Source organism: Myxococcus hansupus (genome assembly GCF_000280925.3).
GTDB lineage: Bacteria > Myxococcota > Myxococcia > Myxococcales > Myxococcaceae > Myxococcus > Myxococcus hansupus.
The window spans coordinates 5,495,666-5,511,651 of the sequence record NZ_CP012109.1; the positions used below are offsets into that span (position 1 = coordinate 5,495,666).

The following is a 15,986-nucleotide window of genomic DNA, read 5'->3' on the forward strand; positions in this document are numbered from 1 at the left end:
CCTAACTTCCAAGCGAGGGAGCTCACCCGATGCAAACGCAGTCCAAGTGGGGGGTCGCGGCGCTGTTCGCGGGCCTGGTGTGGTCGGTCACGGCCACGGCCCAGGAGTCCGTGAACCCGGCGTTTGGCCCCGGTGAGCAGAGCTCGTACCGCGTCCGGTATCTGGGAATCACGGCGGGCACCGCGCAGGTGACGGTGGGCGCCACCATGAAGCAGTGGGGCGAGGAGGTCTGGCCCATCGTCGCGGTGGCGCGCTCCAACGACATGCTGGGCGTGTGGCCCATCAAGGACAAGTTCGTGTCCTACTGGCAGCCCGAAAGCCAGCGCGTGGTGGGCAGTGACTTGCATGCGGATGAGAACGGCTCGCGCCGGCGTCAGCGCATCAAGATGTTGCCGGATGGAAAGTCCGCCTTCGTCGTGAAGCAGAAGGAGGGCGAGCCGGCGCGCGAGTCCACGCGCGAGGTGCCCGAGGGCACGCTGGACATGACGGGCGCGACGTTCGCATTGCGCAATCAGGAGCTGGCCGTGGGCGCGGAGTATGCCTATCCCGTGTTCACGGGCAGCAAGGCGTTCACCCTCCGCGCGAAGGTGGAAGGGCGCGAGGTGCTGGGCACGGAGCTGGGCAAGAAGGAAGTGTTCAAGCTGCGTGTGAAGACGGAGTTCGACGGCAACCTCGCGTCGAAGCGCGACATGTTCGTCTACCTCACCACGGACCCGAGCCACGTGCCGGTGCGGGTGGAGGCGGACCTGGCGCTGGGCACCATCGTCGCGGAGATAACCGACTACAAGCCGGGCCGCAGCATGGCGGTGGCCCGAGCCGAGAATGGCGGGTAACCCCCGCCGGAGAGTGAAGGCGGCGGATGGCGGCAGGATGGGCGTGGGCGGTGGTGGCGGCGGCGATGTCCGCGACGCAGCAGGAACCTCAGGTGTTGTCGCCCCTGGTGAAGGTCCGGCCGGGCGACGCCGTGAAGGGACGCAAGGACGCCCGGCTGAGTCTGGCCCGGGGTGAGTGCGAGGCCGTGCAGGTGGCGCTGCCCGGCAAGGTGGAGCACCCCAGCGTGGAGCCGTTGACGCTGAAGGGGCCCGGCGCCGCGATGAAGGCCTCCGTGTGGCGCGAGGCCTTCATCGACGTGAAGACGCCGTCCAACGGACAGGGGCACAAGGGCCCGTGGCCAGACGCGCTGGTCCCCGTGAATGCGCCGGGGCACGACCCGAAGCTGCCCACCGTCTTCTACGTGGAGGTCTGCGCGCCGGAGAAGCAGGAGCCGGGCACGTACCGCGGCCAGTTGCGGGTGAAGGCGGGGAGCGGCAAGCCCGTGCCGGTGGCCTTCACCGCGGAGGTGCAGCCCTTCGCGCTGCCCGCGACGTCCTCGCTGCCCAACAGCTTCGGCATCTCCATGTACAGCATCGCCCGGGGCCACGGATTGGACCCGGAGTCCGCCCAGGCCCGCGAGCTGCTGCGCGACTACGGGCGCGCGCTGCTGGAGCACCGGGTGAGCGCCCACGGCATGAGCATGAACCCGCCCCCGGTGCGCTTCGAGAAGGGCCGCGCGGTGGTGGACTGGAGCGCCTACGACGCGGAGATGGCGCCCTTCCTGGACGGCACCCTGCTGTCCTCCGGCGCGCGCTTCACCAGCTCCGACGTGCGCGACAACAAGCAGGCGAAGACGGACGCGGAGAAGACGGCGTACTACCGCGCCTTCGCCGAGCACTACCGGCAGAAGGGCTGGCCCGCGCAGCTCTTCTTCTACGCCAAGGACGAGCCCAAGCCGGAGGACGTGCCGCTGGTGAAGGCCCAGTCCACGCGGGTGCGCGCGGCGGGCGGGATTCCGGTGCTCGTCACCAGTCCGCTGGATGACGCGCTGAACAGCTCGGCGGACATCCTCACGCCCACCCTCAACTGCTTCTATCCCCGGCCGGGGCCGCAGACGTGCCCCACCGTGCTGGAGGCCACCGCGCTGCGCAAGCGGCTGTCGGGGAACACCCGGGTGTGGTGGTACCAGAGCTGCAATTCGCACGGCTGCACGGGCGGGCCGCCGGACGACAAGAAGGTGGACGCGGCGTACAGCGGCTGGGCCTCGTACATGGTGGACCACTCCGGGCCGCTCAACCGCGCCATGGGCGTGCTGGCGTTCTCCTCCGGCGTGGACGGCGAGCTCTATTTCGACACCGTGTTCGCCTACAACACGAAGAAGGACCCCTGGAAGGACGTCTTCGAGTTCGGCGGCAACGGCGACGGCACCCTCTTCTATCCGGGCACGCCGAACCGGGTGGGTCCATCCGGCCACCAGCCCGTGCTCACGTTGCGGCTGAAGCACATCCGGGACGGACTGGAGGACTACGAGTACCTCCGGCTGCTCTCCGAGCTGGGTGACGCCGCGTTCGCCCGTTCGGCCGCGCGTCGGCTGGCACGCACCGGTTGGGACATCACCTCGGATGCGGGAGAATGGGAGGCGGTCCGACAGGAAGTCACCGCCCGGCTCCGCAAGCGTTGGGCGGAATCCGAATATGCGAAGGGCCCGGGCCGTCAGACGCCACAGAGCACCCCGTAGTCCACCCGGAAGGAAAAGGATGAGCTCCATGCGCACCCTCCTCGCGGCCGTGTTGTCTCTGTCCACCGCCAGCGCCTGGGCCCAGATTCCAGACACGGATGCGGACACGCAGGAGTCCACGAAGGCGGAGGCGGAGACGGCCGAGGCGCCCCTCACCGTCGAGGCTTGCGCCTCCGCCCTGCCCTCGCTGCGCACGCCCCTGGCGTTCATGCCCGGCGAGGTCCTGGAGTTCGACCTCGACGCCATGGGCGCGCAGGCCGGCACCATGACGATGCGCGTCCACAAGCAGAAGGACGGGCACCTGCCCATCCAGGTGGAGGCGCAGACGAACTCCTTCTTCTCCAAGGTGCGGCGGGTGCGCGGCAGCGCCACCGCGTACCTCCACCCGCGCACGCTGCGCCCCAAGCGCTACATCGAAGACACGATGGAGAACGAACAGCGCCGCAAGGTGGAGGTCGCGTTCGGCCAGAAGGAGCGCACCGTCAAGGTGGACTACCAGTTCGGCCAGCGGCCCAAGGGCCAGTTCAACTACACCTTCGACAAGGACGGCCTCGACGTGGCCGGCGCCATCTACCTGCTGCGCCAGCTCCCGCTCAAGGAGGACCTCCAGGTCTGCTTCGACGTGTACGGCGTGCGCCGCATGTGGCGCATGCAGGGCACCGTGGTGAAGAAGGAAACGGTGACGACGCCGCTGGGCCAGTTCAACGCCTGGCACATGCAAGGCGTCGCCGTGCGCCTGGACCGGCCCAAGCAACGGCGCGAGGTGCACGTCTGGATTTCCGACGACGCGCGCCGCCTGCCCCTGGCCGCCGTGGGCACCATCGACCTGGGCGCCGTGCGCGCCACCCTCACCTCCGTCTCGCGCCCCGGCGAGAAGCCGCAGAAGAGCGAAGGCCAGGAATCGATGAAGTGGTGAAACACTGAATCCGGATTGATTGCTGTTCAAAGGGCCCGCGGCGCTGATGCCGCGGGCCTTCTCATTTGCCCTGAAATTGAAATTGGTTTGCAGAATCAAAATCAAGAGCGTACGGTGCGCGCCGCTCCGATGACCTTTCTCGCGTCCCGTTCGCTCTTGATGTCGCTGGGTGCTGTCTCGCTGCTCACCGCGGTCTCCGCCGAGGCACAAAGCGCGCCACCCCCGCCCTCCCGTCCCCCGCTGACGTTGGATATCGGCGGCTACGCGGACCTGCAGTTCGCCTACTTCAACCACGGGGAGAACCAGAACCGCGCGGGCGGCTCGCAGCGCGACTCGCGCATGGCGTTCGACACCACACGACTGGTGCTGGAGTTGGAGGCGGGCCTCCCTGAGTACGGGTTGAAGGCGGAGATGGAGGTGGAGTTCGAGCACGGAGGCACCGGCGCCTCGCTGGAGCTCGAGTACGAGGAGTTTGGCGAATACGAGATGGAGGTGGACCGGGGCGGCGAGGTGCTCGTCGAGGAGCTCTACCTGGCAAAGACGTTGGGGCCTGAAGTCACCCTCTCCGTGGGCCGCTTCTACGTGGCGGTGGGGACGCTGAGTGAGTTCTACCGCCCCACCGACTACCTGGGGACCATCCGGGACGAGGCGGAGACGCTCGTCATCCCCAACACCTGGGATGAGATGGGACTCCAGCTCCGCTGGCGCGCGCCCTGGGGGCTGCGCCTCACGGGGCAGCTCATCAACGGCCTGGACTCCACGGGCTTCAGCTCCCAGCTCTGGGTGAGCGCGGGCCATCAGCGCCGCTTCGAGCTGACGCGCGCCACCGACCTGGCCGTCGTCGCGCGCGCCGACGTCACCCGCTTCGACGGCATCATCTTCGGCGCCTCCGCCTACTACGGCGACACCACGCGCAACCGGCCCAAGCCGGACCTGGTGCGGCAGTGCGAGAACGCGAATCCCAACGTGGTGGCGCCCTGCGGCTACGTGTCCGCGCCGCTGCTCATCCTGGACGCGCACCTCTCCGTGCAGCGAGGCCCGTGGCGCGCGAAGGCGCTGGTGCTGTGGGGCCACCTGGAGAACGCGGAGCTGGTGTCCCAGCGCAACGCGCGCCTCTCCAACCTGCTCGACGTGCTGCGCACGCCCGTGTCCGACAACGCGCTGGCCCTGTGGGGCGAGCTGGGCTTCGACGTCGCGCCATCCGTGGGCCTGGGCGAGGCGCACCAGCTCTTCCCCTACGTGCGGCTGGACTACGCGGACACGCAATTCAAGCCGCGCGAGTCGCTCTTCAACAACCCCCGCTTCCGCCGCACCGTCTACACGGTCGGCGCCGCCTACACGCTGCGAGGCGTGGCGGTCGCCAAGCTCGACTTCAGCCACCGCCGCCTCGGCTCCGACGCGTTCCGTCCCGAGAACACGGTCCGGCTCTCCACTGGCTTCTCCTACTGACGTCCCCCACGAAAGGCACACCATGCCCCGCTTCACGATCCCCTTGCGCCGTCTGCTGCTTCCCGCCCTGATGTCCGGAGCCCTGCTGGCCAACGCCTGCGGCAGCACGGACGACTGCTGTGACGTGGGCCCGAACACGGCGCTCGAGCAGTCGCTCATCATCAACTTCACGGACACCGTGGTGCTGCCCACGTACCAGCGGCTGGCCACGCGGCTGACGGAGTTGGACGCGTCGGTCCAGGCGCTGCGCAACGCCCCCACCCAGGCGAACCTGGATGCGGCGCGTGCCGCGTGGTTCGCCGCGCGCATCCCGTGGGAGCAGAGCGAGGGCTTCCTCTTCGGCCCCGTGGACAGCTTCGGGTATGACCCGGCGCTGGATAGCTGGCCGGTGAACCGCACGGACCTGGACGCCGTGCTGGCCAGCGGCGACGCGCTGACGTCCACCTACGTGCGCAACCTCCAGGAGACGCAGAAGGGCTTCCACACGGCGGAGTACCTCCTCTTCGGAGACGGCGGCACGAAGCGGCCCGCGGACTTCAACGCGCGGCAGTTCGAGTACCTCACCGCCATCACCGCCGAGCTGAAGTCGGTGGGTGATTCGCTCGCTGGCGCGTGGACGCAGACGACGGACGGCCGTCCGCCGTACCGCGACACGCTGACCACCGCGGGTCAGGTGGGCAACGCGGCCTACCCCTCGCTCCAGTCCGCGGCGCAGGAGATGGTGGGCGGCATCATCAACATCCTCGACGAGGTGGCCAACGGGAAGATCGCCGACCCGTACGACGCGAAGGACCCGGACCTGGTGGAGAGCCAGTTCGCGTACAACTCGCTGAGCGACTTCACCAACAACCTGCGCAGCGTGGAGAACGTGTACCTGGGCCGCCTGGACGGCACGCAGGCCCAGGGACAGACGCTGCGGGACGTGGTGGGCGTGGACTCGGAGCTGGACGTCAGGATTCGCGCGGAGATTGCCCAGTCCATCAGCGCACTCGCGGCGATTCCCGAGCCGTTCCGTGAGTCCATCCGCGACCCGGCCTCCGCGCGGAACATCGAAGCCGCCCAGGCGGCCATCAACGCGCTCAAGAACACGTTCGAGTCGCAGGTGATGCCGCGGGTCAACCGCTGACGCGTCCCCACCCGGGAACGAGGGAGGCGAAGCGCGATGCGACGAACGTGGTGGATGGCCATCCTGGCCTTGGGCACCGTGGGCTGCGGTGAAACGGCTCCCGGACTGCCGTCTGCTCCGCCCAGGGCGGGCGGCGATACGACCATCGACAACCGCACGTCGCTCGCCTTCGCCCAACCCGCGCCGAACCTGTCCGCGGAGCACGATGCGCTGCACCGCGCGGGCGACGCGGCCTTCGCCGCCGTGTTCGTCCCCGCGCCCTCGCGCGTCAATCCGGGCCTGGGGCCCGTCTTCAACAACACGTCCTGCAACGGCTGCCACCTGCGCAACGGACGCGGCATGCCCGTCATGGGGCCAGGGCCGCAGCGCACGCAACTGCTGGTGCGGGTGAGCCTGCCCCAGGGCGTGCCCGAGCACCCGCTCGGCGCCGTCCCCGTGCCAGGCCTGGGGCTCCAGGTGCAGGACCAGTCGAACTACGGCGTCCTCCCGGAGGCGTCCGTCACGCTGGAGTGGGTGGAGTCGCCGGGGCGGTACGTGGATGGGACGGCGTACTCGCTGCGCTCGCCGCGGGTGCACATCCATCCCTCGGATGGTTCGACCCCGCCGCCGGACATGTTGGTGTCACTGCGGCTGCCGCCGCCGGTGTTCGGCCTGGGCCTGTTGGAGGCCGTGCCGCTGTCCACGTTGCAAGCGCTGGCGGACCCCGACGACCGGGATGGCGACGGCATCTCCGGGCGGATGAACGACGTCTGGGACGTGGCGCTGCGCGCTCCGGCACCGGGACGCTTTGGCTGGAAGGCGAACAGCCCGGATCTGTTCCAGCAGTCCGCCGAGGCGTACGTCAACGACATGGGGATTACGAATCCCCTCTTCCTGGAACCGGACGGCACGCACGAGCTGTCACGGGAGTTGTTGGACGCGGCCGTCTTCTATTCGCAGTCGCTGGGAGTGCCAGCACGGGCCTCGCTGGAGGACGCGGAGGTGCTTCGCGGCGAGGCGCGGTTCCGGTCGCTCGGGTGTGGGCAGTGCCACCGCGAGACGCTGGAGACGGGCGCGCATCCGGTGGCGGAGGTCTCGCATCAGCGCATTCATCCGTACTCGGACCTGTTGCTGCATGACATGGGCGAGGGCCTGGCGGATGGACGTCCGGATGGCGCGGCCACGGGCACGGAGTGGCGCACGCCGCCCCTCTGGGGGCTGGGTTTGACGCAGACCGTGCTGCCCTACGCGAGCTACCTGCATGACGGCCGGGCTCGCACGCTGGAGGAGGCCATCCTCTGGCATGGCGGAGAGGCCGAGCTCGCGCGCGAGGGCTTCCGCGGACTGGGGGCGTCGGAGCGCGCGGAGCTGGTGAAGTTCCTGGGCTCACTCTGAGCGGATGCGGGTGATTCGGCCCGGACTGGAAAATTGACGGAGTGCTACCTGCCTGTAGCGTCGGGCCATGGCCCCTCCGGCACTCGCTCTCGCCGCCTCTACGCCGCTGCGCCGTGCCGACCCGGTCCGGGTGGCCGTGGAGCGTCTGGCCCGTTCGCTGCCCGCGCGCACCGACGCCGCGGTGCTCGTGGACCTCCTGGAGGACGACCTCCGCGAGGGACTGGACGCGCTGGGCGATGTCGAGGCCCACTTCACGGACCTGCTCGACACGCTCCGGACGGAAGCGCTGACGCCGGCCACGCTCGTGGACTCAGGGGATGACTTGCGCGTCCTGCAGCAGCTCGACTCGCTGCATGACTCGGTTGTACGGCTGCGCAAGCGCCTGTCCCAGGCGGCGATGCTGAGCCGGTTGGCCCAGCCGCCGCCTCGCAGCCGCTGAGGGGCGGAGCCCCACGAACTCGGCCAGAGATGGGCGCTCTGTCAGGGCCCCGTCGCGGGTGCCGGAGTCGCCGCGGGCGCGGCTGGCCCCACCGCAGGCCCCGTCACGGGCGAAGGCGTCGCGGGGAGCGCGATCGCCGGACCCGCGTTGAGCGGCGCGGGCGTCCCCAACAGCGGCGTTGGCAGCGCGCCATTGAGCGGCGCGGGCGTGCTCAGCAACGCGGGCGGAGACAAAGCCGGGCTCGAGTTGAGCGGCGCCTCGGTGGCGATGATGCCCGCGCTCGACTGCCCCGTTCCCACGAAGGCATCGAACGAGCCCGGCGCCAGGGGCTGCACCCCGAACGAACCGAACGTCGACACCGTGGGCGGCGTCGCGAACGTCTGCGTCGGCGCCGTGCCACTTCCCGCCGTGAAGCCCAGCGGTGCGCCCGTCCCAGCCTGCGCAGTACCACTTCCCGCCGTGAAGCCCAGCGGTGCGCCCGTCCCATCCAGCGTCGGTGCGGGAAGCTGCCCGGAGAAATTCGCGGGCCCCGTCGACGTCGAAGGCGCGGCCAGGCCCCCGCTGATGACATCCGGCGTCACCGGCAGCACGGGAGCCCCCGGCACCACCGCGGGCGTCGTCGCGTCGCTCCCCGTCGCCGTGCCCGGCACCGTCACCGTGGTGACCGTCCCGGTGTCCTGAACCTGCGCCGAGGTGCCCTCCACCCCGGCCGTCCCACCGCCCCCGGTGGCCGACGGCGCGGGCGGCGGCGACGCCGTCACGGGCGCCCCCACCACCCGGGCCCCCGGAGGCACCGGCGTCAGCGAATGCCAGCTCAGCGGCGGATTGCCCGTGTTCTCCACGAAGGGCCGCGAGCGCACCGCCACGCCCCCCACGTCGATGGCCACGTCCTCGAACACGAACTGGATGAAGCCGCGCGGCTCGAGTTGCTGCGGCAGGTTCCACACCAGCACCACCAACTCCGTGTCGTCGTAGCGGGCCTGCCGCAAGAGCCGGTGCGTGTCGTCATCCGCGTACGCGCCCGCGGCCAGCGCCGCCGCGTGCACGAAGGCCCTGTCCGTCAGCAACTGCCCGTTGCGCCAGACGCTGCCCACGCCCCACACCGCCACCGCGGCATGCGTGCGCGTCATCGCCGTCCAGCCCAGGCCACTGTCGCCGTAGAGCGGAACGTCCAGCAGCACGCCGCCGCCAATCGCGTGCGGCGGAGGCCGGGGCATCGGGCCTGACGAATCGCCCTGCCCTTGCTCCTGTTCCGGCGGGAAGCCCGGCTGCGTCAACTCGACGCGATACTCCGTGGCCCCCAAACGAAACGAGGCCTCCAACTGGCCCTTGTCACCGAACGTGGCGCCCGGCAGGGACACGCGGTCCTCCACCGTCAGGGACGCGCTTCCCGTGCCGCTCTCGGCCAGGTCGGTGAAAGGCAGTGAGCCTTGGATGAAGAAGCCGTCTGGCTGCCCGGTTCTCGCGCTGGCCTCCAGGCCCTCGAACGTGAACCCGCCTGGCGCTGCGGCCAGCAAACCTGACAGTAAAACCGTGGAGATGGGTCCCGCCATCGACGCTGCCTCCTTGGTTCACAAGGTAGGCAGCGGAGCGGGGAACGGCATGCCCCACCCCTCAGAACTAGATGAGGCCGCGCGCCCGACGAATCTGCTCGACCGTCTTGTTGTACTCGATGTCGAAGGCGCTGGTGCCCTCCTGCAGGTGCTTCAGGCGGGAGCGGGCCTCCTTGTCGATCTCGTCGTCCACGTCGAGGTGACGCTTCATGACGGCGAAGATCTTCTGACGCAGGCCGTTATCCGCCGAGTACACCTCTTCGACGTTCCGGCTGATGAGCAGGAATTCAATCATCTGGTTGATGACGTATTCGATGCCCTCGTCGCCCATCTTGAAGCCGCGGACGTCCGCCATCTCGCGCTTCACCTGGTTGAACTTGGAATAGTCGTAACCGCGACGCTCCAGCGCCTCACGCGTCGCCTGGTTCACACGCTCCTCGTTCGCGAGGTACTCACGCATGATGGCCGACAGGTCCATCTCGGCGTCGGCCACGCGCATCGGCTCCACCTCGATGTCCCCGTCCTGCATGAGCTGCTGAATGGCCTCGCGCGAGATGATCGGGATCACCTTCGGATACAGCCTCATGTCGGTCCCTCGCCCTCTGTGAAACGTGCTCGGAATCGTCAACCGCTATAGTTCAGCGCCGAGCCCAGTCGCAATGAAAAACCCCAGGAACGTCGCGCTTCCAGCGCACTTCCCAGCAGGTCTGCAGCGGAAATTAATCACGCCGCCCCGGGTGGCAGCCCTCCCCGCGTTTTTTCGTTCACAGGTTCGTGCGCATCGTCCAGGGACGCCTCGCGTACGGGGTCCTCCGCATCCTCATCCGGGTGGCCATGAAGCCCCGCATGGACGCGCTCCGCCATGGCGGGACCAACGACCTCCGCGAGTTCTTCGATGGACGCCTCCCCCACCCGCTTGAGCGAACCGAAGTGCCGCAACAGTTGCTTGCGCCGCGTCTCACCCACCCCCGGAATGTCTTCCAGCGCGGACCGGACCCGGCTCTTTCGCAGCACCTGCTTCTGGTAGGTGATGGCGAAGCGGTGGGCCTCGTCCCGCATTCGCGTGAGCATGAACATCTCCGCTGAATTCTGGGACAGGACAATGGGGTCCTTGCGCCCCACCACGAAGATGCGCTCGGGGCTCCGGGCGCTTTCGGCATCGCGGTCGAACACTTCCAGGTCGCGGCTCTTGGCCAGACCCACCACGTCCACCGTCTCCACGCCCACGTCCTTCATCGCGGCGTGCGCGCTGGCCAACTGGCCCTTGCCACCGTCGATGACGAGCAGGTCCGGCAGGTCGTTGTCCTCCAGGCCCCGCTTGAGCCTGCGCGAGATGACCTCGTACATGCTGGCGAAGTCGTCCTGCTTCTCCAGGGTCTTGATTTTGTACTTCCGGTAACGCGACTTGTCCGCGTCCCCGTCCGTCACCGCCACCTGCGAGGCGACGATGGCCGAGCCCTGGAAGTGCGAGATGTCGAAGCACTCCATGCGGCGCGGGAAGTTGCGCAGGCTCAGCCGCTGCTGGAGCCGTGACAGCACGGTGTCCGTCTCGTCCTTCGTGCGACGGCGCTCCACGAAGGCCTGTTCCGCGTTCTTCGCGGACATCTTCACCAGGTCCAGCTTCTCGCCGCGCTTGGGCACCAGCACGCGAACGCGCTCCCCCTTGCGCTCGGAGAGCAGCGCATCCAGGCCCTCCGTGCCGTCTTCCAGGTCCAGCGGCAGCAGCACCTCTTCGGGCACGAAGCTGCCCTGGTCGTAGTAGAGGTTCACGAACGAGGCGAGCAGCTCCTCGTCGGGGAACTCCTGACTGCCGAAGGGGAAGGCCTGGCCGCCATTGAGGCGGCCCTGCCGGACCCAGAGGACGTAGAACAGGATGCGGTCGCCCTCGCGGTGGAAGGCGAAGACGTCCTGGTCCTTGAAGTCCGTGGTGGCGACCTTCTGGCGCTCCAGGCTGCGCTCGATGGCGCTGAGCTGATCCCTCACCCGCGCGGCCTCTTCGAACTTCAGCTCCTGGGCGGCGCGCTTCATGCGCAGGCGCAGGCCCTCCACCAGCTCGCCGCCCTTGCCCTCCAGGAACATCACCACTTCGTTGACGCTGCGGTGGTACTCGTCCTGCGGCACCGGGTACACGCACGGCGCCGGGCAGCGTCCAATCTGGTGCAACAGACAGGGCCGCTTGCGGTTGGCCAGCACGTGGTCGGTGCAGGTCCGCAGGTGGAAGAAGCGGTTGATGACCCGCAGCGTCTCGCGGATGGCGCCCGCGCTGGAGTACGGCCCGAAGTAGCGCGCGCCGTCGCGCTCGTACTTGCGCACCACTTCCAGGCGCGGATACGGCTGGCTCTTGTCCAGCCGCAACGAGATGAACTGCTTGTCGTCCTTGAGCAGGACGTTGAAGCGCGGCCGGTGCTTCTTGATGAGCTCGTTTTCGAGGAGCAGCGCCTCCTTCTCGTTGCTGACGAGCACCGTCTCCAAGTCACCGAGAAGCTGATCCAACAGCGACACGAAGACGCGTGTGTCGCCGGTGCGGTTGAAGTACGAGCGCACGCGGCTGCGCAGGTTGATGGCCTTGCCCACGTAGATGATCTGCCCGCGGCGGTCCTTCATCAGGTACACGCCGGGCTCGGTGGGCAGTGCGTCCAGCTTCTCCAGAAGCTTCGCGTCCATGACGGCCCCCTCCTCCCCTGCTACCGGCGGGCCCGGGTGGAGCGGCCTCCTCCGCCGCTCCCGCCCCGTCCACGGCCCTTCTTCTTCGCGGGCTCCGCGTCCGCCGCCTTCGCGGGCGCCCTCAGCAGCGAGCGCGACGCGGGCTTGAGCCCCATGTCCATGTCCTTCAGGAGCTGCACGCGGTCGCGGTACTCGGCGGCCTTCTCGAACTGCATCTCGTCTGCGGCGGCGAGCATCTCCTTGGTGAACTCCTCAATGAGCCGCTTGATCTCCTTGGGCTGGAGGACGTCGTCCTCGCCTTCGGCGGCCATGGGCAGGGCGCCCGCGTCACCCGCGTCGTAGGCGATGTGCTCGGACAGGTCGGTGATGTTGCTCTTCACCGAACGCGGGGTGATGCCGTGCTCCAGGTTGTACTGGCGCTGGATGTCGCGGCGGCGCGTCGTCTCCTCCAAGGCCTTCTTCATCGAGTCGGTGACGTTGTCGGCGTACATGATGACGCGGCCGTGGACGTTGCGGGCCGCACGGCCAATCGTCTGGATGAGGGAGACGTGGCTGCGCAGGAAGCCTTCCTTGTCCGCGTCGAGGATGGCCACCAGCGACACCTCGGGGATGTCCAGGCCCTCGCGCAGCAGGTTGATGCCCACCAGCACGTCGAACTCGCCCTTGCGCAAGTCCCGGATGATGGCGGTGCGCTCAATCGCGTCGATGTCCGAGTGCAGGTAACGCACGCGCACGCCCACGTCGGCGAAGTACTCCGTGAGGTCCTCCGCCATGCGCTTGGTGAGCGTCGTCACCAGGACGCGCTCCTGGCGCGTGACGCGCTGGCGCACCTCCTCCAGCAGGTCGTCCACCTGATTGCCCACGGGGCGAATCTCCACCTCCGGGTCCGTCAGGCCCGTGGGCCGGATGATCTGCTCCACCACCACGCCCTGCGACTTCTGCAGCTCGTACTCCGCGGGCGTCGCGGAGACAAAGATGGCCTGGGGCACCAGCTCCTCGAACTCCCCGAACTTGAGCGGGCGGTTGTCCAGCGCGCTGGGAAGGCGGAAGCCAAAGCCCACCAGCGTCTCCTTGCGCGCGCGGTCGCCCCGGTACATGGCGCCAATCTGCGGCACTGTCTGGTGGCTCTCGTCGAGCATCACCAGCAGGTTGCGCGGGAAGTAGTCGATGAGACACGGCGGCGGCTCGCCCGCGGAGCGCCCGGAGAAGTGCCGGGAGTAGTTCTCGATGCCGCTGCAGTAGCCGACCTGCTCAATCATCTCCAGGTCGAACATGGCGCGCTGCTCCAGCCGCTGCGCCTCCAGCAGCTTGCCCTCGCGCTTGAACGTCTGAAGCTGCTCGGTGAGTTCGTCGCGGATGGTCTGGATGGCGCGGCGGCGCACGTCCTCTTCCGCCACGTAGTGGCTGGCGGGGAAGATGACGATTTTCTCCAGCGCGCCCAGCGTCACGCCACGCAGCGGGTCGAACTCGGTGACACGCTCCACCTCGTCGCCGAAGAAGCTGACGCGCACGGCGCGCTCCTCTTCGTACGCGGGGAACACCTCCACGGTGTCACCGCGGGCGCGGAAGGTGCCGCGGTGGAAGTCCAAATCGTTGCGCTTGTACTGGGCCTCCACCAGCTTGCGCATGAACGTGTCGCGGCCCATCTCCTCGCCCACCGCTGCGCGCACCGCCAGGTCCACGTAGCTGCGGGCCGCGCCGAGGCCGTAGATGCACGACACGCTGGCCACGATGATGACGTCGTCCCGCGTGCGCAGCGAGTGGGTGGCCGAGTGGCGCATCCGCTCGATGTTGTCGTTGATGGACGAGTCCTTCTCGATGAAGGTGTCCGTCGACGGGACGTAGGCCTCGGGCTGGTAGTAGTCGTAGTACGAAACGAAGTACTCGACGGCGTTGTGCGGGAAGAGCGACTTGAACTCGCCGTAGAGCTGCGCGGCCAGCGTCTTGTTGTGCGCCATCACCAACGTGGGCCGCTGCACGTTGGCGATGATGTTCGCCATCGTGAAGGTCTTGCCCGAACCGGTGACCCCCAGGAGGGTTTGATAGCGGTCGCCCCGCTGGACGCCCTGCGTGAGTTCGCCAATGGCCCGCGGCTGGTCGCCTTCAGGATTGTGTTCGCTGACGAGTTGGAAGTCCGGCATACCCGCGAGATCTAACACCGCGCGGGTGGGAAGGCCGGATGTTCGTGCCGGTGCTACTTCGAAGTGTCCTGTCCCTTCAGCGCCTCCAGGGACTGCAGCCGGGCGGCCTCGAACTCGTCGCCCTTGTTCCAACGCGGCAGGTCGGAGCTGCGGGCCACGTGGGCGCCCAGCAGGAAGAACAGGCGCACGTCCTCCACCGCGCCGGAGAAGTCCCATTCCGGGCGCAGCTCGTCCGACGGCTGGTGGTAGTGCTTCGACTCCCAGAGCTCCCGCTGCTGCTTGCCCCAGCCCTCCGGCTTGCCAATGAAGTCCATCCCGCTGCCGAAGTAGGCGGCGGGAATCCCCCGCTTGGCGAAGCTGAACTGGTCCGAACGGTAGAAGAAGCCCCGGTCGGAAAGCTGGTCCGCCTTCACCACCCGGCCCTGCGTCTTCGCCAGCGCGGTGAGCGTGGCGTCCAGGTTGGATTTGCCCAGGCCAATGACGGTGATGTCGCGCGTGCGGCCGTGGATGTTGGCGCCGTCGATGTTGAGGTTCGCGGCGACGCGGCCGTGGGGCACGGGCGGGTGTTCCGCCAGGTATTGCGAGCCCAGCAGGCCCTGCTCCTCCGCGGCGACGGCGGCGAAGAGGATGGAGCGGCGCGGCGCCTTGGGCAGGGCCGCGAACGCCTTGGCGACGTTGAGCATGGCCGCCACGCCAGAAGCGTTGTCGAGCGCGCCGTTGTAGATGGTGTCCTCGCCCGGCTTGCCACCTTCCTTCTTGCCCAGGTGGTCATGGTGCGCGGTGTACAGCACCACTTCCTGGGACAGCTTCGGGTCGCTGCCGGGCAGCAGCGCCAGCACGTTGGCGGTGGGGCTGCGGCGCACCGTGTTCGTCAGGCGCGTCGTCAACGTCGTCCCGAGCGGCACGGGCTGGAAGTCCCGCTTCTGCGCGGCGGCCTGCAACGCGGTCAGGTCCTTGCCCGCGAGCTGCAACACCCGGCGCGTGGCCGCCTCGGTCGTCCAGGCCTTCACCTGGAGACGGGGGCCCTCCGCGGCGGGCAGCTCGAACTGCTCGCCCGTCCACGACGTCTGCACCACCTGCCACGGGTAGCCCGCGCTGGGCGTGGTGTGGATGATGATGGCGCCCGCCGCGCCCATCTTCGCGGCCTGCTCGTACTTGTAATCCCAACGGCCGTACCAGAGCCGCGTCTTTCCCGCGAAGAGCTGCGGGTCATCTTCCGGGTCGCTGTTGAGGATGAGCAGCGTCTTGCCGCGCAGGTCCATCCCCTTGAAGTCGTCCCATTGATACTCGGGCGCCTGGATTCCGTAGCCCACGAAGACAAGCTCGGACGCGTCCAACTTCGACTCGGGCGCCTGCACGCCGGACACGGCGATGAAGTCCTGGTGGAACTTCAGGCGCACCTCGTCCTTGGCCGACTTGAACGACAAGTCCTGGGCGCTGCTGGTGACACCCACCAGATCGAAAGGCTGGAAGTAGGTGCCGTCCGTGCCCAGGGGCTTGAGCCCGAGCGCCTCGAACTGCGCGGCGATGTATGCCTGCCCCAGCGCGTCACCGCGTGTCCCCGGTCCACGCCCTTCCAGCAAGTCATGAGCGAGGAAGCGCACGTGCGCGCGCAGCACCTCCGGAGCAATGACGCTGGAGGCGGTCTTCTCCGCGGGCGTCGTCAGCGGCACGCGCTGCGCGAACGCGGGAGCGGAGCAGAGGGCGAGGAGCAGGGGCAGCGAGCGCATCATGGTGTCCCGAGCCCTAACATGAAGCCCGGGACACCCGAAG

The 15,986-nt window shown here is 68.5% G+C and carries 12 protein-coding genes; 7 read left to right on the top strand and 5 right to left on the bottom strand.

The annotated features are described in order from the left end of the window. Positions 1-29: 29 nt before the first annotated feature. The 7 genes from A176_RS21215 (at position 30) to A176_RS21245 (ending at position 7,855) form a co-directional block, all read left to right on the top strand. On the top strand, positions 30-833 hold the full coding sequence (locus A176_RS21215) for a DUF3108 domain-containing protein (protein WP_002639145.1): 804 nt from the start codon (positions 30-32) through the stop codon (positions 831-833). Positions 834-859: 26 nt separating this feature from the next. After that, positions 860-2,551 (top strand): DUF4091 domain-containing protein, encoded by a 1,692-nt coding sequence (locus tag A176_RS21220; protein WP_044890062.1) that lies wholly within the window; start codon positions 860-862, stop codon positions 2,549-2,551. Between the two features lie 19 nt (positions 2,552-2,570). Beyond that, positions 2,571-3,467 carry a DUF3108 domain-containing protein gene (locus tag A176_RS21225; protein ID WP_002639143.1) on the top strand — a complete coding sequence of 299 codons (897 nt, stop codon included), beginning with the start codon at positions 2,571-2,573 and terminating at the stop codon, positions 3,465-3,467. Positions 3,468-3,581: 114 nt separating this feature from the next. Further along, positions 3,582-4,916 carry a hypothetical protein gene (locus tag A176_RS21230; protein ID WP_226993949.1) on the top strand — a complete coding sequence of 445 codons (1,335 nt, stop codon included), beginning with the start codon at positions 3,582-3,584 and terminating at the stop codon, positions 4,914-4,916. 22 nt (positions 4,917-4,938) lie between these two features. Then, positions 4,939-6,042, top strand: a complete 1,104-nt coding sequence (locus A176_RS21235) for an imelysin family protein (RefSeq protein ID WP_002639141.1) — start codon at positions 4,939-4,941, stop codon at positions 6,040-6,042. Positions 6,043-6,078: 36 nt separating this feature from the next. Then, entirely contained in the window at positions 6,079-7,416 is a 1,338-nt protein-coding gene (locus A176_RS21240; protein ID WP_002639140.1) for a di-heme oxidoreductase family protein, read from the top strand. Between the two features lie 67 nt (positions 7,417-7,483). Next, complete coding sequence (locus A176_RS21245; protein WP_044890061.1) at positions 7,484-7,855, top strand: hypothetical protein; 372 nt, start codon at positions 7,484-7,486, stop codon at positions 7,853-7,855. A gap of 41 nt (positions 7,856-7,896) precedes the next feature. Here the strand turns inward: A176_RS21245 and A176_RS21250 are convergent, their stop codons facing one another. From A176_RS21250 to A176_RS21270, 5 genes are all read right to left on the bottom strand, one after another. Next, positions 7,897-9,408, bottom strand: a complete 1,512-nt coding sequence (locus A176_RS21250; RefSeq protein WP_002639138.1) for a hypothetical protein — start codon at positions 9,406-9,408, stop codon at positions 7,897-7,899. Positions 9,409-9,475: 67 nt separating this feature from the next. Continuing rightward, on the bottom strand, positions 9,476-9,994 hold the full coding sequence (locus A176_RS21255; RefSeq protein WP_013939209.1) for a DUF507 family protein: 519 nt from the start codon (positions 9,992-9,994) through the stop codon (positions 9,476-9,478). 137 nt (positions 9,995-10,131) lie between these two features. After that, positions 10,132-12,072, bottom strand: a complete 1,941-nt coding sequence (gene uvrC, locus A176_RS21260; RefSeq protein ID WP_002639136.1) for an excinuclease ABC subunit UvrC — start codon at positions 12,070-12,072, stop codon at positions 10,132-10,134. Positions 12,073-12,092: 20 nt separating this feature from the next. Then, a complete protein-coding gene (gene uvrB, locus A176_RS21265; protein ID WP_002639135.1) occupies positions 12,093-14,213 on the bottom strand; it encodes an excinuclease ABC subunit UvrB in 2,121 nt (706 codons plus the stop codon). A 53-nt stretch (positions 14,214-14,266) separates the two neighbouring features. Beyond that, positions 14,267-15,946 (bottom strand): M28 family metallopeptidase, encoded by a 1,680-nt coding sequence (locus A176_RS21270; protein ID WP_021781260.1) that lies wholly within the window; start codon positions 15,944-15,946, stop codon positions 14,267-14,269. Between the last annotated feature and the right edge of the window lie 40 nt (positions 15,947-15,986).